The sequence below is a fragment of the Enterobacter sp. T2 genome, from assembly GCF_010692925.1.
GTDB classification, from domain to species: Bacteria; Pseudomonadota; Gammaproteobacteria; order Enterobacterales; family Enterobacteriaceae; genus Enterobacter; species Enterobacter kobei.
This window is the reverse complement of the sequence record NZ_CP048736.1, coordinates 4,164,089-4,185,916: the sequence shown is the minus strand read 5'-3', so window position 1 is coordinate 4,185,916 and position 21,828 is coordinate 4,164,089. Positions and strand designations below refer to the sequence as shown.

Below are 21,828 nucleotides of genomic sequence, written 5' to 3'. Positions count from 1 at the left end.
AGGGAGAGGGCAGGGTGGGAAGTCATCACGTCACTGGTGCCGGGTTAAACACCGCCAGCTGGTTATGTAATCCCCATTGGTCCGAGAACGTTTTCTTCCGCCCGCTCGCCACGTCCAGAATTAAGTGGAATAGCTTCCAGCCCACGTCCTCAATGCTCTCTTCTCCGGTGGCGATGGTTCCCGCGTTGATATCCATTAAGTCGTACCAGCGGTTTGCCAGCTCGGTGCGCGTCGCCATTTTGATCACCGGGACTGCCATCAGGCCATACGGCGTGCCGCGTCCGGTGGTAAAGACCTGCACCGTAATGCCGGATGCCACCTGCTGGGTGCCGCAAACAAAATCGCTGGCCGGCGTTGCCGCGTAGATCAGGCCGCGTTTGGTCGGCCGCTGTCCCGGAGAGAGGACTTCCACAATCGCGCTTTGGCCGGATTTCGCAATCGAACCCAGGGCTTTTTCCACGACGTTCGCCAGGCCCCCTTTTTTGTTTCCCGGAGACGGATTCGCGCTGCGGTCGGTTTTACCCATGTCGAGATAGTTATCGTACCAGGCCATCTCCTCAAGCAGGCGCTGGCCCACTTCTTCATTGACGGCGCGCGGCGTCAGTAAATGGATGGCATCACGGACTTCAGTCACTTCGGAAAACATCACCGTCGCACCGCAACGAACAAGCAGGTCGGACGCGAAGCCCACCGCCGGGTTGGCCGTCACGCCAGAGAACGCATCGCTGCCGCCGCACTGGGTTCCCACCACCAGGTCAGAGACAGGGCAGGTTTCGCGCTGGCGTCGGTTGAGCTTATCCAGATGACGCTCAGCAACCTGCAGAATATCGTCGACCATAGACCGGAACCCAATGTGGCGTTCGTCCTGCAGGCGTACAATGCTGGCCTCGTCTGCCGGAATGGCTTTGACGTCTTCGGTACCCTGGAGCAGACGCTCAGGCTGGAGTTTTTCGCACCCCAGACCAATCACCATCACCTCGCCGCCAAAATTCGGGTTGAGGGCAATATTATGAATGGTACGGATCGGCACGACCGCCGCTGGCGCGTTGATCGCTACGCCACAGCCATAGAGATGGTTCAGGCCAACCACGCCATCGACGTTCGGGTATTTCGGCAGCAGATCGCGTTCGATGATTTTCACCACGTAATCCACCACGCCCGCCACGCAGTGTACGCTGGTGGTGAGACCAAGAAGATTTTTGGTACCGACGCTGCCGTCCGGATTGCGATAGCCTTCAAAGGTATAGCCTTCCAGTGGGGGAAGCGGTTCCGGTACGCGGGTGGCAAGTGGCAGGGTGTTCAGCGGTGGCGCTTTTGGCAGTTCAACCAGCGACTCCTCAATCCAGCTTCCCTGCGGAATTGCGCGAACGGCATAGCCGATGACTTCACCGTAACGCACGATCTCCCCATGGGCAGGAATATCGACCAGTGCGACCTTATGCCCCTGGGGAATATGTTCAATTAACGTCAGTCCGTCCGGGAAGCGTGTTCCCGCTTTTAAGCCATTGTCATTGACAATAATCGCCACGTTATCCGTATCGTGAACTTTTATATAAAACGCCGTCGGCGATGCCTCTCTCATTTCAATATCGGCCATTATTCACATTTCTCCGGCAAAGTGTCAGATAGTAAATTTAACCCGTTGGATAATCGTTTTATTCTCGAGGAAATAAAGGATGTCAGCAGAAGACAGTCAAAAATGTGATCGCGATCGCGTCAGGCTAACTAATCCCTGATTCTGTGCATTAGCGCCCACAGCGTTGGGCATATGCTCAAAATGGCGTTGAAATGAGGCGCAATACTTGAGCATAAAAACAATGTGCTGTTGTGAAGTGACGATTATACTGAAGGACGATTTTATATTGCCAACATTCAGTCAGAGAAATAAATATAAAAACAATATGTTTCGCAATAAATAATCCCGGCTCAAACTGCGGAATTAAAAAGGTATAAGTGATGAATAACAATATCTTCCCGAATACGTTTAAAACGGCCCTCGCGGCGCACCAGATCCAGATTGGCTGTTGGTCTGCGCTGGCAAACCCAATAAGTACTGAAGTGCTGGGCCTTGCTGGTTTTGACTGGCTGGTGCTCGACGGCGAACATGCGCCAAATGATATCAGCACCTTTATTCCGCAACTGATGGCCCTGAAAGGCAGCGCCAGCGCCCCGGTGGTGCGAGTGCCAACCAATGACCCGGTGATCGTCAAACGTTTGCTGGATATCGGGTTCTACAATTTCCTCATCCCGTTTGTGGAAACCCAGGAACAAGCGGCGCTGGCCGTGGCATCAACGCGCTACCCGCCGGAAGGGATCCGCGGCGTCTCCGTCTCACACCGCGCCAACATGTTCGGCACCGTGCCGGACTACTTCGCGCAGTCCAATAGCAACATCACTGTTCTGGTGCAGATTGAGAGCCAGCAGGGGGTTGATAATCTCGACGCTATTGCAGCCACAAACGGTGTGGACGGTATCTTTGTCGGCCCAAGCGATCTGGCTGCCGCCTTTGGCCACCTGGGCAATGCCAGCCACCCTGACGTGCAGCGTGCGATCCAGCACATATTTGCTCGCGCCAAAGCACACGGTAAACCGAGCGGCATACTGGCGCCGGTTGAAGCCGACGCCCGACGTTATCTGGAGTGGGGAGCCACCTTTGTTGCCGTCGGCAGCGATCTCGGGGTGTTCCGCTCAGCGACGCAGAAATTAGCGGACGCTTTTAAAAAATAACCATCATTGAGGAAACAGTTATGACGCTGAAAGTGGGTTTTATTGGCCTGGGGATCATGGGTAAACCAATGAGTAAGAACCTCATCAAAGCGGGTTACTCACTGGTGGTCTCCGATCATAATCCGCAATCTGTGGCCGAGGTGATGGCGGCTGGCGCAGAAACAGCCTCCACCGCCAAAGCGATTGCTGAGCAGTGCGATGTCATCATTACCATGCTGCCAAACTCCCCGCATGTTAAAGAGGTCGCGCTGGGGGAGAACGGCATCATTGAGGGCGCGAAGCCCGGCCTGGTGCTGATTGATATGAGCTCTATCGCACCGCTTGCAAGTCGTGAAATCAGCGAGGCGCTAAAAGCGAAGGGCGTGGATATGCTGGACGCGCCGGTCAGCGGCGGTGAGCCGAAAGCGATCGACGGCACGCTGTCGGTGATGGTCGGCGGGGATAAAGCTATTTTCGATAAATACTATGACCTGATGAAAGCGATGGCAGGCTCCGTGGTGCATACGGGTGAAATTGGCGCGGGCAACGTGACCAAGCTGGCGAACCAGGTCATTGTGGCGCTGAACATCGCCGCGATGTCTGAAGCGCTGACGCTGGCAACCAAAGCGGGCGTTAACCCGGACCTGGTCTATCAGGCGATTCGCGGTGGTCTGGCGGGAAGTACCGTGCTGGATGCCAAAGCGCCGATGGTGATGGACCGTAACTTCAAGCCGGGATTCCGTATCGACCTGCACATTAAAGATCTGGCGAACGCGCTCGATACGTCCCACGGCGTAGGCGCACAGCTGCCGCTGACCGCGGCGGTGATGGAGATGATGCAGGCGTTGCGTGCAGATGGTCTGGGCACGGCCGATCACAGCGCGATTGCGTGCTACTACGAAAAACTGGCAAAGGTAGAAGTCGCGCGTTAATTACGTCTTGCCTGCACCTGAAGGTGACAGCGGCGCGCAAACCCTCTATACTGCGCGCCGAAGCTGACCAGACAGTCGCCGCTTCGTCGTCGTCCCTTTCGGGGGAGACGGGCGGAGGGGAGGAAAGTCCGGGCTCCATAGGGCAGGGTGCCAGGTAACGCCTGGGGGGGAAACCCACGACCAGTGCAACAGAGAGCAAACCGCCGATGGCCCGCGCAAGCGGGATCAGGTAAGGGTGAAAGGGTGCGGTAAGAGCGCACCGCGCGGCTGGTAACAGTCCGTGGCACGGTAAACTCCACCCGGAGCAAGGCCAAATAGGGGTTCACATGGTACGGCCCGTACTGAACCCGGGTAGGCTGCTTGAGCCAGTGAGCGATTGCTGGCCTAGATGAATGACTGTCCACGACAGAACCCGGCTTATCGGTCAGCTTCAACTTCTTAAAAAACCCCGCTTCGGCGGGGTTTTTGCTTTCAGGAGGTTGTAGGTCGGTTAAGTGCTGCGCCACCCGACAACCCCACAAACGACATCAATTCTCATATTTGCGACATTAAGCACATTTCACTGTTTTTATCTCTTCAATGGCCTCAGGCAATCTACAGGCGATCGTTATCACAAAATTTCGCGCTGAAAAGGGGTTAATCCACGGTGTTGTTAATTTGTTGTGATTGTTGTCTTAATGAATCAATATGTTTTCATGTTTGATATCTACATATTGCATTTAAAAACATTCATCCTGCGAATGTGTGACGTATTCCTCTTTTTATCGAAAGCCAGCCTAAAAGCATCTGTAAAAATTGATAAATTGAAAGAATGTTTCAACTGAATAACGGTTATTTATTGGTCTTTAATTGCCTGAAAGATCGTCTTTATTGATTTTATTAACGCAGGAAAATTTATCCAGGTTATCGCCATAAAATAAATTTATTACTGTTGGTTTTGTTGATCGATATCAGCGTAATGGTGTGATCTGGCAAGCCTATCTGATTGATGATAAAAGCTTTTTATGTTTTTTGTTGTTCCGGTGAATAACGCGGGAAGGCAAATTGTGAGTAACAGCACATACCCCCTGAAACAATATTGGGTAGAATCCGCTGCGTCATAGGGAAATAAGCGCAGAATATTATGAACACTATTATTCTACCGAAAACACAGCACCTCGTGGTATTTCAGGAAGTCATTAAAAGTGGCTCCATAGGTTCTGCTGCAAGACAACTGGGCCTGACGCAACCCGCCGTCAGCAAAATCATCAGCGATATCGAATCCTACTTCGGCGTGGAAGTCATGGTGCGTAAAAACACGGGCGTAAAACTGACTGCCGCAGGCCAGGTGCTGCTCTCCTACTCAGAGTCGATCACCCGCGAAATGAAAAACATGGTGAGCGAGATCAACAGCCTGAGTTTCAGCACCGTGATGGACGTCTCCTTTGGCTACCCGTCCCTGATTGGTTTCACCTTCCTGTCCGAAATGATCAAAAAATTCAAGGAAGTGTTCCCGAAAGCGCGCGTATCTATGTATGAAGCCCAGCTCTCCTCTTTCCTGCCAGCCATTCGCGATGGTCGGCTGGATTTCGCCATCGGCACGCTGAGTGATGAGATGCTGCTGCAGGATCTGCACGTCGAGCCCTTGTTTGAGTCAGAATTTGTGCTGGTCGCCAGTAAATCACGAACGTGCACCGGCCCGACGACACTGGCATCGCTCACGCATGAGCAGTGGGTGATGCCGCAAACCGATATGGGCTACTACAAAGAACTTCTGACCACTCTGCAAGACAACCACATCAATATTGAAAACATCGTCCAGACCGATTCCGTGGTCACCATTTATAACCTTGTCCTGAATGCCGATTATCTGACGGTGATTCCACGCGACATGATTGCTCCGTTCGGCTCGGATCAATTTATTGTTCTGCCGGTAGAGGATGAATTACCCGTGGCGCGTTATGCCGCCGTGTGGTCGAAAAATTACAGAATTAAAAAATCCGCGTCAGTATTGGTTGAACTGGCAAAACAATATGCCTCACTCACCGGTGAAAGACGACGATGAAATATTGTTCTCCTTAGAAGCAATAAACATTTTATAAAAAACGCCCAGAGATAATTTTATGCTCTGATACCCTGACTTTGCCTGAAAAGAATGAATTATTATAACGAGGATATTATGCACATTACCTACGACCTTCCGGTAACGATTGAAGATATTCAGGACGCAAGAAAACGCCTGGCGGGTAAAATCTATAAAACCGGCATGCCGCGTTCGAATTATCTCAGCGAGCGCTGTAAGGGTGAAATATTCCTGAAGTTTGAAAATATGCAGCGTACCGGCTCGTTTAAAATTCGCGGTGCGTTTAATAAATTAAGCTCGCTGACCGATGCTGAAAAGCGTAAGGGCGTCGTCGCCTGCTCGGCGGGAAACCACGCGCAGGGTGTGTCGCTCTCGTGTGCAATGCTCGGCATTGACGGCAAAGTGGTGATGCCGATGGGCGCGCCAAAGTCTAAAGTAGCCGCGACGCGTGACTACTCGGCGGAAGTGGTGCTGCACGGCGAGAACTTCAACGACACCATCGCGAAAGTGAGTGAAATCGTCGAGATGGAAGGGCGCATTTTTATCCCGCCGTATGACGATCCGAAAGTGATCGCCGGACAGGGCACCATTGGCCTGGAAATTCTCGAAGATTTGTATGATGTGGATAATGTGATTGTTCCCATCGGCGGTGGCGGACTAATTGCCGGGATTGCAACGGCCATTAAATCCATTAACCCGACCATTAATATTATTGGCGTACAGTCTGAAAATGTTCATGGGATGGCGGCATCATACCAGGCCGGAGAAATCATCAACCATCGCGTCACCGGTACATTAGCTGACGGTTGCGACGTATCTCGTCCGGGTAAATTAACCTTCGAAATCGTCCGCGAACTGGTTGATGACATTGTGCTGGTGAGCGAAGACGATATTCGCAACAGCATGATTGCGCTTATTCAGCGAAATAAAGTGGTGACGGAAGGTGCTGGCGCGCTGGCCTGCGCGGCATTATTAAGCGGCAAACTTGACCACTATATTCAGGGCCGAAAAACCGTCTGCATTATTTCCGGCGGCAATATCGATCTCTCCCGTGTTTCCCAAATTACCGGCTTCGTTGACGCATAAAGGTGACCTATGAGCAACACAGAAAGCATTATCGTTGGCCAGACAAAAACGTCCTCCTGGCGTAAGTCTGATACCACCTGGACGCTGGGCCTGTTCGGAACCGCCATTGGCGCAGGCGTGCTGTTCTTCCCTATTCGCGCAGGCTTTGGCGGGTTGATCCCCATCCTGCTGATGCTGGTCCTCGCGTTCCCGATTGCATTTTACTGTCACCGCGCGCTGGCGCGTCTGTGCCTGTCCGGGAGTAATGTCTCCGGCAACATTACCGAAACGGTGGAAGAGCACTTCGGCAAGACCGGTGGGGTGGTCATCACCTTCCTCTACTTCTTTGCCATTTGCCCACTGCTGTGGATTTACGGCGTGACCATTACCAACACCTTTATGACGTTCTGGGAAAACCAGCTCCAGCTGCCTGCGCTGAACCGTGGTGTAGTGGCGCTGTTCCTGCTGCTGCTGATGGCCTTTGTGATCTGGTTTGGTAAAGATCTGATGGTGAAGGTGATGAGCTTCCTGGTGTTCCCGTTCATCGCCAGCCTGGTGCTGATTTCCCTGTCGCTGATCCCATACTGGAACTCGGCGGTGATCGACCAGGTCAACCTGAGCGATATTTCCTTTACCGGTCATGACGGCATTCTGGTCACGGTGTGGCTGGGGATCTCCATCATGGTCTTCTCCTTCAACTTCTCGCCCATCGTCTCCTCATTTGTGGTCTCCAAGCGTGAAGAGTACGAGCCCGAGTTCGGTAAAGCGTTTACCGAGCAGAAATGTTCCAAAATCATCGGTCGCGCCAGCATGCTGATGGTCGCCGTAGTGATGTTCTTCGCCTTTAGCTGCCTGTTTACGCTCTCTCCGCAGAACATGGCGGATGCCAAAGCGCAGAACATTCCGGTGCTCTCTTATCTGGCGAACCACTTTGCCTCCATGTCGGGAACCAAATCGACGTTTGCCACGGTGCTGGAATACGGTGCGTCCATCATCGCGCTGGTCGCTATCTTTAAATCCTTCTTTGGGCACTATCTGGGCACGCTGGAAGGGCTGAACGGCCTGATCCTCAAGTTTGGTTATAAGGGGGATAAGAAGAAGGTTTCCGTTGGCAAGCTGAACACCATCAGCATGGTCTTCATCATGGGCTCCACCTGGATTGTGGCCTATGCCAACCCGAACATTCTCGACCTTATCGAAGCCATGGGCGCACCGATCATCGCCTCTCTGCTGTGCCTGCTGCCGATGTACGCCATCCGCAAAGCGCCAGCCATGGCGAAATATAAGGGCAAACCCGAGAACATCTTCGTCACGGTTGTGGGCCTGCTGACCATTCTGAATATTGTTTACAAACTGTTCTAACCCATAGCTCAGGAAGAGCGGAGTCATATGATGATTGAGTTTCCGGTAGTACTGGTTATTAACTGCGGTTCGTCCTCTGTTAAGTTTTCGGTGCTCGACGCCAGCAGCTGTGAGGCCCTGATGACGGGCATTGCGGACGGTATCAACACCGAAAAGGCCTTTATTTCCGTGAACGGGGGTGAGCCAGTCAAACTGGCTCACCAGGACTACGAAGGGGCGCTGGCAGCCATCGCCCTGGAGCTGGAGAAGCGCAACCTGATGAGCAGCGTGGCCTTAATTGGCCACCGTATTGCGCACGGCGGCGACCTCTTCAGCGAGTCGACCCTGATTACGAAAGAGGTGATTGAGCAGATCCGTCAGGTTTCCCCGCTGGCACCGCTGCATAACTACGCCAACTTAAGCGGCGTGGAAGCCGCAGAGCGGTTGTTTCCGGGCGTGCAACAGGTGGCGGTATTCGATACCAGCTTCCATCAGACGCTGCCGCCTCAGGCGTATCTGTACGGCTTGCCGTACCGCTATTTTGAAGCGCTGGGCGTGCGGCGTTACGGTTTTCACGGTACTTCCCATCGTTACGTGGCCGGACAGGCGCATACGCTTCTCGGGCTGTCCCCCGACGACAGCGGGCTGGTGATTGCTCATCTTGGTAACGGGGCCTCCATTTGCGCGGTGCGCAACGGTGAGAGCGTCGATACCTCCATGGGCATGACGCCGCTGGAAGGGCTGGTGATGGGCACGCGCTGTGGCGACGTGGATTTTGGCGCGATGGCGTGGATTGCCCAGCAAACCGGCCAGTCATTTGATGATCTGGAGCGCGTGGTTAACAAAGAGTCCGGGTTGCTGGGGATATCCGGCATCTCCTCCGATTTACGCGCGCTGGAGAAAGCCTGGCACGAAGGCAATCAACGGGCGCAGCTGGCGATCCACACCTTTGTCCACCGGATTGCGCGGCATATCGCCGGTCACGCGGCATCGCTGCATCGTCTGGATGGCGTGATCTTTACCGGTGGTATTGGCGAAAACTCGAAACTGATCCGCGCGCTGGTGGCGGAGCATCTGAAGGTCTTCGGCATTCTCCTCGACGAGGCTAAAAATGGCCTGCCGGGCAGCGCGGGCGAGCGCGTCATCAGCACCGATTCCTCCCGCGTAGTCTGCGCGGTTGTCCCTACCAATGAAGAAAAAATGATCGCGCTGGACGCCCTCCGTCTTGGGAAGGTCACTCCGGCTGCGGCTTACGCCTGATATAGCGAGAAACACATGAACGTAACAATCGATACAGGCGTCGCGCCCTACAGCGACGCATGGGCTGGCTTTCGCGGTGAAGAATGGAAAAACGCCGTCAACGTGCGCGATTTTATTCAGCATAACTACACCCCTTATGAAGGCGACGAAGCTTTCCTCGCGCAGGCGACGCCAGCAACGACGGCGCTGTGGCAGAAGGTGATGGTCGGCATTCGTCAGGAGAATGCCACCCACGCCCCGGTAGATTTTGATACTAACATTGCCACCACCATTACCGCTCACGGGCCGGGTTATATCGATCAGGATCTGGAGACGATCGTCGGGCTGCAAACCGATAAACCGCTCAAGCGTGCCCTGCATCCGTATGGCGGGATCAACATGATCCGCAGCTCGTTTGAAGCCTACGGCCGCGAGATGGATCCGCAGTTTGAATACCTGTTTACCGACCTGCGTAAAACCCATAACCAGGGCGTGTTTGACGTCTACTCGCCGGAAATGATGCGCTGCCGTAAATCCGGCGTGCTGACCGGTCTGCCGGACGGTTACGGACGCGGGCGCATCATCGGTGACTACCGACGCGTGGCGCTGTACGGCATCACCTATCTGGTGCGTGAGCGTGAGCTGCAGTTTGCGGATCTCCAGCCGAAGCTGGAACGCGGTGACGATCTCGAAGCGACGATCCGCCTGCGTGAAGAGCTGGCGGAGCACAAGCGTGCTTTGCTCCAGATCCAGCAGATGGCGGCGAACTACGGCTTTGATATCGCACGTCCGGCGATGAACGCGCAGGAAGCGGTGCAGTGGGTCTACTTTGCCTACCTGGCGGCGGTGAAATCCCAGAACGGCGGCGCGATGTCGCTGGGGCGCACGGCGTCGTTCCTCGATATCTACATTGAGCGCGACATGCAGGCCGGACGGCTAAATGAGGTGCAGGCGCAGGAGCTGATCGACCACTTCATCATGAAGATCCGCATGGTCCGCTTCCTGCGCACGCCGGAGTTCGACACGCTCTTCTCGGGCGATCCGATCTGGGCGACGGAAGTGATTGGCGGAATGGGGCTGGACGGCCGCACGCTGGTGACCAAAAACAGCTTCCGCTATTTGCACACCCTGCACACCATGGGGCCTGCGCCGGAGCCCAATCTGACGATCCTCTGGTCTGAACAGCTGCCGATTGCGTTTAAGAAATACGCCGCGCAGGTGTCGATTGTCACCTCCTCACTGCAGTACGAGAACGACGATCTGATGCGAGTCGACTTCAACAGCGACGACTACGCCATTGCCTGCTGCGTCAGCCCGATGGTGATCGGCAAGCAGATGCAGTTCTTTGGCGCCCGCGCCAACCTCGCGAAAACGCTGCTGTACGCCATCAACGGCGGAGTGGATGAGAAGCTGAAGATTCAGGTCGGCCCGAAAACCGCGCCATTGCTGGATGAGGTGCTGGATTACGACACCGTGATGGCCAGCCTCGATCACTTTATGGACTGGCTGGCGGTGCAGTACATCAGCGCGCTGAATCTCATTCACTACATGCACGATAAGTACAGCTATGAAGCCTCACTGATGGCGCTGCATGACCGTGACGTCTATCGTACCATGGCATGCGGCATCGCCGGGCTGTCGGTCGCGGCGGACTCTCTCTCCGCGATTAAATACGCCACGGTGAAACCGGTGCGCGACCACACCGGTCTGGCGGTTGATTTCGTCATCGAAGGTGACTATCCGCAGTACGGCAACAACGACGACCGCGTGGACAGCATCGCCTGCGACCTGGTTGAGCGCTTTATGAAGAAAATTCAGGCGCTGCCGACCTATCGCAATGCGGTGCCGACCCAGTCTATTCTGACCATTACCTCCAACGTGGTTTACGGTCAGAAGACCGGGAATACGCCGGACGGTCGCCGCGGCGGCACGCCGTTTGCCCCTGGCGCGAACCCGATGCACGGCCGTGACAGAAAAGGGGCGGTGGCCTCGCTGACGTCGGTGGCCAAGCTGCCGTTCACCTATGCGAAGGACGGGATCTCCTACACCTTCTCTATCGTGCCGCAGGCGCTGGGCAAAGATGAGCTGGTGCGCAAAACCAACCTGGTGGGGCTGCTGGACGGGTACTTCCACCATGAAGCGTCCATTGAGGGCGGGCAGCACCTGAACGTCAACGTAATGAACCGGGAAATGCTGCTGGACGCCATTGCGCATCCGGAAAATTACCCGAATCTGACCATTCGTGTTTCAGGCTATGCCGTGCGCTTTAATGCCCTGACGCGTGAGCAGCAGCAGGATGTGATATCGAGGACGTTTACTCAATCTATCTAAAAGTGTGTTCTCAGGCCCCCTCAACGCAGGGGGCATTTTTTTGCCCGCTAAACATACAAAATTGTTTATATAATTACTCACACATATTCATCCGCTCTTGAAAAACAATGTTCCTGCTTTTCCCAATAACAAAATGTAAGGACAGTAAGATGATGAAAATGACCCGTATTGCTTTGATTGCAGCGTCGTTGGCGGTGTGCAGTTTTACCGCGCAGGCCGCGAACGTTGAGGCAGCCCCGTCTCCATCGCAGGATCCGCTGGTACAGCACCTGAAGCTCAGCAATGAGCAGATTAATAAGATTAAAGAGTTGCATCAGCAACTGGAGCAAAACGTCAGCAAGATCCCAATGACGGGCGTGAAGGACGGCGCGCTGATCGACATGTTCCAGGCGGGTAAATGGGACGAAAGCACGGTAAAAAGCCAGCTCTCTGCCTTCAGTAAGATTGAGCAGCAGGCGCGCTACTACCGAGTGAAATATTACTTTGACGTCAGCCAGGTGCTGACGCCGGAGCAGCGTAAGCAGGTCAAAACCGATATGGCTAACGCGCTGGCTGAGTGATTTCCTACCCGCGCACGGCGCGGGTTTTTATTTCTTGATCGTCGTCACTTTTAGAAAAGTTATGCATTTAAAGAATTAAAAAAGGAAATTTTTCCTCCAGTCTTTGAAAATCCCCATAAAACTTGTGACTTTTTTCTCCCTCGCTCCGGATATGATCTTCCCACACCAATAACAAGCACCTGCATTCTCTGAATCGCAATCGCTGGCGATCGGAATCTAATAAAAACAACTGTTTACCCTACAAAATAAGCGAGTACCCAATGGATACGGCAACAAACAGCAGTGTGATTGTGAATGATTCCCCTGCGGCAAGGCGGGCGGGAATGAGTGAAAGCGAGTGGCGAGAAGCGATTAAATTCGACAGCACCGACACGGGGTGGGTCATCATGAGTATCGGGATGGCCATTGGCGCGGGGATTGTTTTTCTCCCAGTGCAGGTTGGATTAATGGGATTGTGGGTCTTTTTGCTCTCGTCGATTATTGGTTATCCGGCCATGTATCTGTTCCAGCGTTTGTTTATTAATACGCTGGCGGAGTCTCCGGAATGCAAAGACTACCCAAGCGTAATTAGCGGTTACTTAGGTAAAAACTGGGGCATCCTATTAGGTGCGCTCTATTTCGTGATGCTGGTGATCTGGATGTTTGTTTATTCAACTGCCATCACCAACGACAGCGCATCGTATTTGCATACTTTCGGTGTGACCGACGGGTTGCTGTCTGACAATCCGTTCTACGGTTTATTCCTGATCTGCATTCTGGTCGCCATTTCTTCACGCGGTGAAAAGCTGCTGTTTAAGGTCTCCAGCCTGATGGTGCTGACCAAACTATTCGTGGTTGCCGCGCTGGGGCTGTCGATGATTGGCCTCTGGCATTTAGCCAATGTGGGCATGCTGCCACCGGTGGGTCTGCTGATTAAAAACGCCATTATTACGTTGCCCTTTACCTTAACCTCCATTCTGTTTATTCAGACTTTAAGCCCGATGGTTATCTCGTACCGCTCACGGGAAAAGTCCGTTGAAGTGGCGCGACACAAAGCATTGCGGGCAATGAATATCGCTTTTGGCGTACTGTTTGTGACGGTCTTCTTTTACGCTGTCTCTTTCACCCTGGCAATGGGACACGACGAAGCGGTCAAAGCCTACGAACAGAATATCTCTGCCCTGGCGATCGCGGCGCAATTTATCAGCGGCGACGGTGCGGGCTGGGTCAAAATCGTCAGCGTAATTCTCAATATCTTTGCCGTGATGACGGCATTCTTCGGCGTCTATCTGGGCTTTCGTGAGGCCACGCAGGGGATCGTGATGAACGTCCTGCGCCGCAAAATGCCAACAGAGAAAATCAATGAAAGCACCGTCCAGCGCGGCATCATGTTATTCGCCATTCTGCTGGCCTGGAGCGCGATTGTCTTAAACGCGCCGGTATTGAGCTTCACCTCCATTTGTAGCCCTATCTTCGGCATGGTGGGCTGCCTGATCCCTGCATGGCTGGTCTATAAAGTACCAGCACTGCATAAATATAAAGGCGTGTCGCTGGTGATTATTGTTATCACCGGGCTGCTGCTTTGTGTTTCTCCTTTCCTCGCATTCTCCTGAGGGTAATTAAGGTCGTAACGATGTCTGAGCAAACTCATCCTTTATGGAATCAATTTATTCGCGTGGTGCAGGAAGAAGTTAAACCTGCACTGGGGTGCACCGAACCCGTTTCTCTGGCGCTGGCTTGTGCAATTGCCGCAGAGCACCTGTCAGGCGACGTAACACAGATTGAGGCGTGGGTATCGCCGAACCTGATGAAGAACGGGCTGGGCGTAACGGTGCCGGGTACCGGCATGGTCGGGTTGCCGATTGCGGCGGCGCTGGGCGCCATCAGTGGTAATGCGCAGGCGGGGCTGGAGGTACTGAAAGATGCCAGCGCGGATGCGCTGGTACGGGCTAAAGCGCTGCTGAATGCCGGTCAGGTGCAGGTGAAACTTCAGGAACCGTGCGAAGAGATTCTCTATTCACGAGCCTGTGTATACGCCGGTGATGCCTCGGCGATGGTGACTATCGCGGGCGGGCATACCCGTGTGGTGGAGGTGGTGTGTCAGGGCGAAACGCGCTTCAGGCTGGACGATCAACAGGCAGAGGCAGGGAGTGACCCCCTGGCGGTGCTGTCAACCACGACGCTTTCGCAGATCCTGGAGTTTGTCGAGCAGGTCCCGTTCGATGCGATCCGGTTTATCCTTGATGCCGGGCGTTTGAACGATGCGCTCTCACGTGAAGGGCTCAGCGGGCAATGGGGGTTGCACATTGGTGCGACGCTCGATAAACAGCGCACCCGCGGATGGATGGCACAGGATCTGGGTTCAGATATTGTTATCCGCACTAGCGCGGCCTCGGATGCCCGCATGGGCGGTGCGACACTGCCAGCGATGAGTAATTCCGGGTCAGGAAACCAGGGGATCACCGCGACTATGCCGGTTGTTGTTGTGGCTGAACACGTTCAGGCTGACGACGAGCGGCTGGCGCGGGCGCTGATGCTTTCACATCTGTCGGCCATTTATATCCACTACCAGCTTCCGCGCTTGTCCGCATTGTGTGCAGCAACGACGGCGGCAATGGGCGCAGCGGCAGGTATGGCGTGGCTGATGGACGGAAGCTACAAGACGGTTGCGATGGCAATCGGCAGTATGATCGGGGATGTCAGTGGGATGATCTGTGATGGCGCCTCCAATAGCTGCGCGATGAAAGTCTCCACCAGCGTCAACAGTGCCTGGAAAGCAGTCATGATGGCGCTGGACGATTCTGCCGTAACGGGCAATGAGGGGATTGTGGCGCACGATGTGGAACAGTCTATTTCCAACCTGTGCGCACTGGCGTGCCGCTCGATGCAGGCAACGGATCGGCAGATTATCGAGATTATGGCGAGTAAGGTGTAAAGAATACCCCTCTCCCGTTTGGGAGAGGGGTAAGGTTAATTACACCGGTAAATCAATCAGTAGCGCCCGCAATGCCGTATCGGCCTCCAGGGTAATATTCGCTTCATCACGAATAAACGCCCCGTCACCACAGGTGAGCGCCTCTTTCTCTTCCGTATGCGTTACCGCATGCACCGTACCGTGGATGGACTGTAAATACGCACGCGGTCCATGAAGCTGGAAGCTCGCCTGCTCACCTTTCTTCAGTTCGATATGATGCAGCCATACCTGCTGACGCAGCTGCAGGCTGCCTTTGCTGCCATCAGGCGACGCAATCAGCTGCTGCTTATCGCCCGTTAAATCTACCTTTTGTACCAGCGGGTTTTCCCGCTCAGGGCAGGCGTCCAGCCACAACTGCATACGGGTCAGCGTTTTATCTTTGCTGAGGTTATGCTCGCTGTAACTGATGCCCGGCTGTGTGGAAATTAACAACGCTTCGCCAGCCTTTGCCTGGACATGATTGCCCTCGCTATCGCGGTATTCTGCCTCGCCTTCCAGGATCAGGTTCAGGATATCGACTTTCGGGTACGTACGCGGCTGGAAGGACGCGCCAGGGGCGAGCACTTCCTGGTTCAATACGCGTAATGAAGCGTAACCGAGGAGTTTAGGGTCAAAGTAGTGTCCAAAAGAAAAGGTGTAGCGGGCCTGCAGCCAGCCGAAATCGGCTTGTCCGCACTGTTTAGCTGTTCTTGTCGTAATCATAAACTTGACCTCTCTTTACACTAAAACAATGGTAAAGGTATGGACGCTGCATTGTTAGCCAGATATTCTGCCCGGTATGTTCAAATTTCCTGAATGAGAACGAGATGGCTAAAGAGAGAGCATTGACGCTTGAGGCGCTTCGCGTCATGGACGCGATTGACCGGCGCGGCAGTTTTGCGGCAGCCGCTGATGAACTGGGGCGCGTTCCGTCGGCGCTGAGTTACACCATGCAGAAGCTGGAAGAGGAGCTGGACGTGGTGCTGTTTGACCGCTCCGGTCATCGAACAAAATTCACCAACGTGGGCCGAATGCTGCTGGAGCGCGGCCGCGTGTTGCTGGAAGCGGCGGATAAGTTAACGACCGATGCCGAAGCGCTGGCGCGCGGTTGGGAAACCCATCTGACGTTAGTGACCGAAGCGCTGGTGCCTACTGAAGCGCTGTTCCCGCTGGTTGACCGTCTGGCTGATAAAGCGAACACGCAGCTGTCGATCATTACCGAAGTGCTGGCAGGCGCGTGGGAGCGCCTGGAGACGGGCAGGGCGGATATCGTTATTGCACCGGATATGCACTTCCGCTCGTCGTCGGAAATCAACTCGCGCAAGCTCTACAGCGTGATGAACGTTTACGTTGCCGCACCCAATCACCCGATTCACCAGGAGCCAGAGCCGCTCTCTGAAGTGACGCGCGTGAAGTATCGCGGCGTGGCGGTCGCTGATACCGCGCGTGAACGTCCGGTGCTGACGGTGCAGCTGCTGGATAAACAGCCTCGTCTGACGGTCACTTCACTGGAAGACAAACGACAGGCGCTGCTGGCCGGGCTTGGCGTGGCAACCATGCCGTATCCGTTTGTGGAAAAAGATATTGCGGAAGGGCGTCTGCGCGTTGTGAGCCCGGAGTACACCAGCGAAGTGGACATTATTATGGCCTGGCGTCGCGACAGCATGGGCGAAGCCAAATCGTGGTGCCTGCGCGAAATACCCAAACTCTTTGCGCACCACAACAAATAAGCGTGCAGGCCCGGTAAGCGTAAGCGCCACCGGGCAATAATTTACGCAGCGATCTTAGGATCCGGACCAAAGCGGTTTTCGCCCGGCGTACCGGACTGGCAGTTGAAGATCAAAATCACAATCCATCCCACGATCGGGATCAGCAGCAGCAACAGCCACCACGCCGAACGATCGGTATCGTGGAGGCGTCGAAACTGCACGGCCCAGGAAGGCAACAGAATAAATAAGCCGTAAATTGAGGTGAGAACGCCTTCCCCGCTCGCCCACTCCCAGCCCAGAATTTTATCCACGATGCTTAGCACCAGCGCGAAGATGAAGTTCACCAGAATGAACATCCAGTACTCTTTGCGGCGGGCGCGGCCACCAAATCCAATATAGTTGCGCAGTACGTTTAAATACCAGTCCATTTTTCCTTGCCTCAATAATCGGTCAATCACTTGTTTTTTAAGCGATCGAGATAAGGATAGATGGAGATTGTGAATTAAAAAAGGGCATCTGGTGATGCCCTTGATATTTATCCAAAACGCACGTCGCGACCGTGCGGCTCATCCAGATCCTGCCACGGGCCGATGGAGATAATGCCCGTCGGATTAATGGTCTTGTGGCTGCGGAAATAGTGGGTGCGGATATGGTCGAAGTCGACCGTTTCGGCAATGCCCGGCATCTGGTAGATGTCGCGCAGGAAACCATACAGGTTCAGATAGTCACTGATACGATGCTTGTCGCACTTAAAGTGAGTGACATAGACCGGATCAAAGCGCACCAGCGTGGTCCACAGACGAATATCGGCTTCCGTCAGGCGGCCGCCTGTCAGATAGCGATGCTGGCCGAGGATCTGCTCCAGACGCTCCAGCGATTCAAACACTTTCCCGACCGCGTCGTCATAGGCTTCCTGACTGGTCGCAAACCCGGCTTTATAGACACCGTTGTTGACGTTGTCGTAGATCCAGCTGTTCAGCTCGTCAATTTTATCGCGCAGCTCAACCGGGTAGTAGTCCCCGGCGCGGGCGCCGTGTGCATCAAACGCGGTATTGAACATGCGGATGATTTCCGCAGATTCGTTGCTGACAATCGTCTGGTTTTTCTTGTCCCACAGTACCGGGACAGTAACGCGTCCGGTGTAGTGCGGATCGGCGCGCAAATAAAGCTGGTAGAGGAAATCGTGGTGGTAAAGATCGTCGCCGGTCGCGGCGGGGAAATCACTGTCAAACGTCCAGCCGTTTTCCAGCATTAGCGGGTTGACCACCGAAACCGGAATGAGGGATTCAAGGCCTTTAAGTTTGCGCACAATCAGCGTGCGGTGTGCCCACGGGCAGGCCAGAGAAACATAAAGATGATAACGATCTTTCTCGGCCGCGAAGCCGCCTTCACCGCTCGGGCCAGGTGCGCCATCGGCGGTCAGCCAGTTACGGAAGGCCGAAACAGAGCGCTTAAAGCGTCCTCCGGTGGATTTTGTGTCATACCAGACATCCTGCCAGACGCCGTCTACGAGTTGTCCCATTTTTTCTCCTCCGTCAGATAGCAAAAGCGAGGAGATGTCTCCTCGCTTTGTGTTTATTCAGTATAGCGTGCTTACCACTTCTTATTCAGAAGGCGGTCGATGCTGTATGCGCCCGGGCCAGTGACTGCCAGCAGCAGGAAGCCACCCGCGATGGTCAGGTTTTTCATGAACATCAGAGAGTTCACGCCTTCCGCAAAGTTGCTGTGGAAGATGAACGCTGTCAGCACGGTAAAGCCCGCGGTAAACAGCGCGGTGGTACGGGTCAGGAAACCGAACAGAACCGCCAGGCCGCCGCCGAACTCAAGCAGAATGGTCAGAGGCAGCAGGAACCCCGGCACGCCCATGGCTTCCATGTACTGCTGGGTACCCGCATAACCGGTGATTTTTCCCCAACCCGCTACGATAAACAGGATTGGCATCAGAATACGCGCTACCAGTACACCAACATCTTCTAATTTTTTCATTTTACTCTCCAGGAAACCACATCAGCGGCTGAACTTTATTTGTGTGCAATTCCGGGTAGATACCGCGGATATGCTGTCGATGGAGAGGATAATAAACGGGGCGGGTGACAATTGTTAGCAAGGAAAACTGTCAATCTTCTTCAAAGATATTGAGTAAAAAAAGGTGCGCGCTGGTGCCCTCACCCCAACTCTCTCCCACGGGGAGAGGGCGCAAAAACAAAAAACGGTAACCTGAGTTACCGTTTTGCTTTTACCTCGAAGCCGCCACCCGGCGAGAAGGCTACCTCAGCTGCTGCTGACGCAACGTCGCTTTCACCAAACGCCAGGCGCTCCAGGCACCAAAACCGCGGCGTGCCCAGCGGATGAGCATATTTGGATGACGAACCGTCCAGATAGCCATGACGCTACTGCCGACCAGCGCCCATGAACGCAGGCTCAGAAAGGTATTCCAGCCACGGTCAAACCGCCGCGTCGCGTCAATCCAGTCGCGACGGCTGGCAGAAAGATCCAGCCGTTGCTGCTGGATCTGACTCAACAGGTAGGCTTTGCGCTTCTGACGTTCGGCTTTATCGCTCACGGCTTGTCATCCTCCAGCAGGGCGCGATCGTTAGCCAGCTCCTGACGCGTATGGCGCAGGAAAGTCGACTTGCGTGCTTTGCGCAGCGTCCAGATACCGCCAATCAACGCGGCGACCAGCAAAACGACGGTGGTGGCAATCATCGCGTTGAGTCGATACTGCGGATCAATGGCCCAGATGATTAACACCATCAGGCTCATCAGACCAAACGCGGCGAAGAGCATGGTCAGGCCGAGCATCAGCAGCATCTGGAAGAGATTTGCTTTCTCCTCTTCCAGCTCGACCACTGCCAGCCGGACGCGCGTTTCGGCAATCCCGACCAGCGTGGTTAAAATACGCTGGCCGATGCCGAGGACGTTGTTAGCAGGCCCTTGTGCGTGACGAGGATCTTCCATATCAACGACGCGTCAGAAGAACACCCAGTACCACACCGACGGCGGCACCAATACCTACCCCCGTCCATGGATTATCGCGCACATATTCGTCCGCGCGAGCCGCCGCTTCACGGGTCTGTTTTGCCAGTGCATCACCGGTTTCACCCAGGCGGTAGCGGCTCTCTTTCAGCGCCTGCTCCGCTTTGCTACGCAGCTTGCTCACTTCTTCTTTCGACTTGTCGGCGGAAGAGTTCAACACCTCTTCAAGGGTATCGGCCAGGGATTTCAGTTCAGCGCGCAGATGTTCAGACGTCGTATCTTTTGACATGATTCTCTCCTGTTGAGATTTCCGTTAACTCAATAATCGCGAGCTTCCAGCGCTTTCAGGTCGTCCTGCGCTTCTTTCAACTTCTTCTCGCGCTTAGCAATTTTTTCCGCATCCCCTTTCTCTTTCGCTTCCTGCAGGTCTTGACGGCGCTCGGCTATCTCGTCCTTCTGTTCAGCGATTTTTTTCTGATGATCGGCACGTAGCTTGCTGTCTGTACAGTTTGCTTTCACTTCGCTCAGCGCTTTTTTAAGACCATCAACACGGTGCTGATTGTTATGCTTTTCGGCATAACCGATCTCACGCTGAATATCCTGTTCTTTCTCCTGACAGAGAGAGTTGGCGAAGGTCGCTGTGCTTAAAGAAAAAAGGGCCAGAGCCAGAGTCATGCGGAATTTCATTATCGAAACCTTCCATTGTGTTGCGGCGTAAGCCGCTTTCCAGAATGATGCGGAGTACATTCGAGGGGTGCTCCGCGTACTTAAGCATAGTAAGTAAACGGGGGATTCACCAAAGTGAGTGAAAAGATTCGGAATCCTGGTAATTATCCAAACCGATGCGATGTATCGCGAATCAATGACAGCCACGCCGCTGGCTGGTTGTCATCTTCCTGCTGGGCAATGATATACCCACGCGGCAGCGTACGGTCAAGAACCGCTTTCGCCGCGGCGCTTTGCGTGCGGGAGTCAAACTTGATCAGTAGCACATCGTCTTTCGGCGTAATGCTTTTAAAGCGGATCCCGTTCGCGTCCAGATGATGCCAGACAGAGAAACCGTCGGGCACGCTGGCGCCCTGATTAACCGGACGAATGGCCAGCGTAGATTCCTCATGTGAAAGCGCGCTCCAGGCCAGCAGAAGGGCGCAGAGGAACATCAGTACAATGAATGCACAGGCAGAACGGCGCAGGGCGAGGGGAGAGATAACCATCGTTAACCTCGCGCTCCGTACTTTTTCTTCCACAGAACGACCAGCGAGCCAATCAGGCCGAAGACCAGCAGAACCACTGGAAGCAGCATCAGACAGGACATCAGCTGATCTTCGTATTTCATGAAGACCGGCGTTTTACCCAGCGCATAGCCCAGCGTCGTCAGGATCAGCACCCACAGCAGGCCGCTCATCCAGTTAAAGAACTGGAAGCGCGTGCTGCTCAACCCGGACAGCCCGGCAATGGTGGGCAGCAGGGTGCGCACAAAGGCAATAAAGCGGCCCATCAGCAGTGCGGAAAGCCCGTGCTTATGGAAAAGGTGATGCGCCCGCTGGTGGTAATGCGCCGGCAGATGAGAAAGCCAGTTCTGTACGATCCGGGTATTGCCCAGCCACCTTCCCTGGATATAACTTACCCAGCAGCCGAGGCTGGCCGCGATGGTCAGTAATAAAACGGTTTGCGGGAATGCCATTGCCCCTTTGGCACACAGCACACCGACAAGCACCAGCAAACTGTCACCCGGTAAGAAGGCCGCAGGCAGCAAACCATTCTCCAGGAACAGGATCATAAATAAGACAAAATAGAGCATGCCAATCATGGAAGGGTTGGCCAGCGTTTCAAAATCCTGCGCCCAGAGGGCTTGCAGTAGTTGAGTCAAAAGTTCCATTCAGTGTTCCTGGAAATCGGTTAACGTCACGCCTGTTAGCCGGGACAAACAGTACGGCGACATTGTTGTGATTTCATTATGGTCGCTCGCGGACAC

At 54.3% G+C, this 21,828-nt stretch carries 22 protein-coding genes and 1 other RNA gene; 12 read left to right on the top strand and 11 right to left on the bottom strand.

Features of this window, described 5'->3' with window-relative positions:
- Nucleotides 1-25: 25 nt before the first annotated feature.
- A complete protein-coding gene (gene garD / locus G0034_RS19995) occupies nucleotides 26-1,597 on the bottom strand; it encodes a galactarate dehydratase (protein ID WP_179121227.1) in 1,572 nt (523 codons plus the stop codon).
- 359 nt (nucleotides 1,598-1,956) lie between these two features.
- On the opposite strand from garD, the gene garL reads away from it, so the two are divergent.
- The 11 genes from garL to G0034_RS19940 all read left to right on the top strand — a co-directional run bounded on the left by garL (nucleotide 1,957) and on the right by G0034_RS19940 (nucleotide 15,150).
- Nucleotides 1,957-2,727 (top strand): 2-dehydro-3-deoxyglucarate aldolase, encoded by a 771-nt coding sequence (garL, locus tag G0034_RS19990; protein ID WP_014885347.1) that lies wholly within the window; start codon nucleotides 1,957-1,959, stop codon nucleotides 2,725-2,727.
- A gap of 20 nt (nucleotides 2,728-2,747) precedes the next feature.
- Entirely contained in the window at nucleotides 2,748-3,638 is an 891-nt protein-coding gene (garR, locus tag G0034_RS19985) for a 2-hydroxy-3-oxopropionate reductase (RefSeq protein WP_023331370.1), read from the top strand.
- 59 nt (nucleotides 3,639-3,697) lie between these two features.
- Nucleotides 3,698-4,074, top strand: an RNA gene (gene rnpB, locus G0034_RS19980) — RNase P RNA component class A.
- 687 nt (nucleotides 4,075-4,761) lie between these two features.
- The gene (tdcA, locus tag G0034_RS19975) at nucleotides 4,762-5,682 is read left to right on the top strand and encodes a transcriptional regulator TdcA (RefSeq protein WP_063434703.1); all 921 of its coding nucleotides are present in this window, start codon (nucleotides 4,762-4,764) and stop codon (nucleotides 5,680-5,682) included.
- A 114-nt stretch (nucleotides 5,683-5,796) separates the two neighbouring features.
- Nucleotides 5,797-6,786, top strand: a complete 990-nt coding sequence (tdcB, locus tag G0034_RS19970; protein ID WP_023331369.1) for a bifunctional threonine ammonia-lyase/L-serine ammonia-lyase TdcB — start codon at nucleotides 5,797-5,799, stop codon at nucleotides 6,784-6,786.
- 9 nt (nucleotides 6,787-6,795) lie between these two features.
- On the top strand, nucleotides 6,796-8,127 hold the full coding sequence (gene tdcC, locus G0034_RS19965) for a threonine/serine transporter TdcC (protein WP_045281418.1): 1,332 nt from the start codon (nucleotides 6,796-6,798) through the stop codon (nucleotides 8,125-8,127).
- A gap of 30 nt (nucleotides 8,128-8,157) precedes the next feature.
- Nucleotides 8,158-9,366, top strand: coding sequence for a propionate kinase (gene tdcD, locus G0034_RS19960; protein ID WP_045268635.1), 1,209 nt, complete (start codon nucleotides 8,158-8,160; stop codon nucleotides 9,364-9,366).
- Nucleotides 9,367-9,381: 15 nt separating this feature from the next.
- Nucleotides 9,382-11,676, top strand: a complete 2,295-nt coding sequence (gene pflB / locus G0034_RS19955; protein ID WP_045268590.1) for a formate C-acetyltransferase — start codon at nucleotides 9,382-9,384, stop codon at nucleotides 11,674-11,676.
- Between the two features lie 149 nt (nucleotides 11,677-11,825).
- Nucleotides 11,826-12,236: a Spy/CpxP family protein refolding chaperone gene (locus G0034_RS19950; RefSeq protein ID WP_023338812.1), complete on the top strand. Its 411-nt coding sequence runs from the start codon at nucleotides 11,826-11,828 to the stop codon at nucleotides 12,234-12,236.
- A 260-nt stretch (nucleotides 12,237-12,496) separates the two neighbouring features.
- Nucleotides 12,497-13,828, top strand: coding sequence for an SLC5/6 family protein (locus G0034_RS19945; protein ID WP_014885337.1), 1,332 nt, complete (start codon nucleotides 12,497-12,499; stop codon nucleotides 13,826-13,828).
- Nucleotides 13,829-13,848: 20 nt separating this feature from the next.
- Nucleotides 13,849-15,150, top strand: coding sequence for an L-cysteine desulfidase family protein (locus tag G0034_RS19940; RefSeq protein ID WP_179121226.1), 1,302 nt, complete (start codon nucleotides 13,849-13,851; stop codon nucleotides 15,148-15,150).
- Nucleotides 15,151-15,189: 39 nt separating this feature from the next.
- On the opposite strand, the gene G0034_RS19935 is transcribed toward G0034_RS19940, so the two are convergent.
- Entirely contained in the window at nucleotides 15,190-15,891 is a 702-nt protein-coding gene (locus G0034_RS19935) for a pirin family protein (protein WP_014885335.1), read from the bottom strand.
- Between the two features lie 104 nt (nucleotides 15,892-15,995).
- On the opposite strand from G0034_RS19935, the gene G0034_RS19930 reads away from it, so the two are divergent.
- Entirely contained in the window at nucleotides 15,996-16,898 is a 903-nt protein-coding gene (locus G0034_RS19930; protein ID WP_014885334.1) for a LysR family transcriptional regulator, read from the top strand.
- Nucleotides 16,899-16,939: 41 nt separating this feature from the next.
- Here the strand turns inward: G0034_RS19930 and G0034_RS19925 are convergent, their stop codons facing one another.
- From G0034_RS19925 to yqjA, 9 genes are all read right to left on the bottom strand, one after another.
- Complete coding sequence (locus tag G0034_RS19925) at nucleotides 16,940-17,305, bottom strand: DUF805 domain-containing protein (protein ID WP_014885333.1); 366 nt, start codon at nucleotides 17,303-17,305, stop codon at nucleotides 16,940-16,942.
- A gap of 107 nt (nucleotides 17,306-17,412) precedes the next feature.
- The gene (locus G0034_RS19920; RefSeq protein ID WP_179121225.1) at nucleotides 17,413-18,399 is read right to left on the bottom strand and encodes a glutathione S-transferase family protein; all 987 of its coding nucleotides are present in this window, start codon (nucleotides 18,397-18,399) and stop codon (nucleotides 17,413-17,415) included.
- A 71-nt stretch (nucleotides 18,400-18,470) separates the two neighbouring features.
- The gene (locus G0034_RS19915; protein ID WP_014885331.1) at nucleotides 18,471-18,863 is read right to left on the bottom strand and encodes a DoxX family protein; all 393 of its coding nucleotides are present in this window, start codon (nucleotides 18,861-18,863) and stop codon (nucleotides 18,471-18,473) included.
- 280 nt (nucleotides 18,864-19,143) lie between these two features.
- Nucleotides 19,144-19,440, bottom strand: a complete 297-nt coding sequence (locus G0034_RS19910; protein ID WP_014885330.1) for a YqjK-like family protein — start codon at nucleotides 19,438-19,440, stop codon at nucleotides 19,144-19,146.
- The gene (locus G0034_RS19905) at nucleotides 19,437-19,835 is read right to left on the bottom strand and encodes a phage holin family protein (RefSeq protein WP_014885329.1); all 399 of its coding nucleotides are present in this window, start codon (nucleotides 19,833-19,835) and stop codon (nucleotides 19,437-19,439) included. Before G0034_RS19905 ends, G0034_RS19910 begins: the two co-directional genes overlap by 4 nt.
- 1 nt (nucleotide 19,836) lies before the next feature.
- Nucleotides 19,837-20,142 (bottom strand): ElaB/YgaM/YqjD family protein, encoded by a 306-nt coding sequence (locus tag G0034_RS19900; protein WP_008503141.1) that lies wholly within the window; start codon nucleotides 20,140-20,142, stop codon nucleotides 19,837-19,839.
- Nucleotides 20,143-20,171: 29 nt separating this feature from the next.
- Nucleotides 20,172-20,540, bottom strand: a complete 369-nt coding sequence (locus G0034_RS19895; protein WP_014885328.1) for a DUF1090 domain-containing protein — start codon at nucleotides 20,538-20,540, stop codon at nucleotides 20,172-20,174.
- A 143-nt stretch (nucleotides 20,541-20,683) separates the two neighbouring features.
- A complete protein-coding gene (gene mzrA, locus G0034_RS19890; protein ID WP_014885327.1) occupies nucleotides 20,684-21,067 on the bottom strand; it encodes an EnvZ/OmpR regulon moderator MzrA in 384 nt (127 codons plus the stop codon).
- Nucleotides 21,068-21,069: 2 nt separating this feature from the next.
- Nucleotides 21,070-21,732, bottom strand: a complete 663-nt coding sequence (yqjA, locus tag G0034_RS19885) for a DedA family general envelope maintenance protein YqjA (RefSeq protein ID WP_014885326.1) — start codon at nucleotides 21,730-21,732, stop codon at nucleotides 21,070-21,072.
- Nucleotides 21,733-21,828 lie beyond the last annotated feature (96 nt).

Bases quoted from the DNA above. Each gene is read 5' to 3' on its own strand.
- yqjA (WP_014885326.1), bottom strand. From the start codon at position 21,732: ATGGAACTTTTGACTCAACTACTGCAAGCCCTCTGGGCGCAGGATTTT.
- G0034_RS19935 (WP_014885335.1), bottom strand. From the start codon at position 15,891: ATGATTACGACAAGAACAGCTAAACAGTGCGGACAAGCCGATTTCGGC.
- G0034_RS19925 (WP_014885333.1), bottom strand. From the start codon at position 17,305: ATGGACTGGTATTTAAACGTACTGCGCAACTATATTGGATTTGGTGGC.
- G0034_RS19940 (WP_179121226.1), top strand. From the start codon at position 13,849: ATGTCTGAGCAAACTCATCCTTTATGGAATCAATTTATTCGCGTGGTG.
- G0034_RS19895 (WP_014885328.1), bottom strand. From the start codon at position 20,540: ATGAAATTCCGCATGACTCTGGCTCTGGCCCTTTTTTCTTTAAGCACA.
- G0034_RS19920 (WP_179121225.1), bottom strand. From the start codon at position 18,399: ATGGGACAACTCGTAGACGGCGTCTGGCAGGATGTCTGGTATGACACA.
- G0034_RS19915 (WP_014885331.1), bottom strand. From the start codon at position 18,863: ATGAAAAAATTAGAAGATGTTGGTGTACTGGTAGCGCGTATTCTGATG.
- mzrA (WP_014885327.1), bottom strand. From the start codon at position 21,067: ATGGTTATCTCTCCCCTCGCCCTGCGCCGTTCTGCCTGTGCATTCATT.
- G0034_RS19950 (WP_023338812.1), top strand. From the start codon at position 11,826: ATGATGAAAATGACCCGTATTGCTTTGATTGCAGCGTCGTTGGCGGTG.
- G0034_RS19930 (WP_014885334.1), top strand. From the start codon at position 15,996: ATGGCTAAAGAGAGAGCATTGACGCTTGAGGCGCTTCGCGTCATGGAC.
- tdcA (WP_063434703.1), top strand. From the start codon at position 4,762: ATGAACACTATTATTCTACCGAAAACACAGCACCTCGTGGTATTTCAG.
- garR (WP_023331370.1), top strand. From the start codon at position 2,748: ATGACGCTGAAAGTGGGTTTTATTGGCCTGGGGATCATGGGTAAACCA.
- G0034_RS19900 (WP_008503141.1), bottom strand. From the start codon at position 20,142: ATGTCAAAAGATACGACGTCTGAACATCTGCGCGCTGAACTGAAATCC.
- garL (WP_014885347.1), top strand. From the start codon at position 1,957: ATGAATAACAATATCTTCCCGAATACGTTTAAAACGGCCCTCGCGGCG.
- tdcB (WP_023331369.1), top strand. From the start codon at position 5,797: ATGCACATTACCTACGACCTTCCGGTAACGATTGAAGATATTCAGGAC.
- garD (WP_179121227.1), bottom strand. From the start codon at position 1,597: ATGGCCGATATTGAAATGAGAGAGGCATCGCCGACGGCGTTTTATATA.
- tdcD (WP_045268635.1), top strand. From the start codon at position 8,158: ATGATTGAGTTTCCGGTAGTACTGGTTATTAACTGCGGTTCGTCCTCT.
- tdcC (WP_045281418.1), top strand. From the start codon at position 6,796: ATGAGCAACACAGAAAGCATTATCGTTGGCCAGACAAAAACGTCCTCC.
- G0034_RS19945 (WP_014885337.1), top strand. From the start codon at position 12,497: ATGGATACGGCAACAAACAGCAGTGTGATTGTGAATGATTCCCCTGCG.
- pflB (WP_045268590.1), top strand. From the start codon at position 9,382: ATGAACGTAACAATCGATACAGGCGTCGCGCCCTACAGCGACGCATGG.
- G0034_RS19905 (WP_014885329.1), bottom strand. From the start codon at position 19,835: ATGGAAGATCCTCGTCACGCACAAGGGCCTGCTAACAACGTCCTCGGC.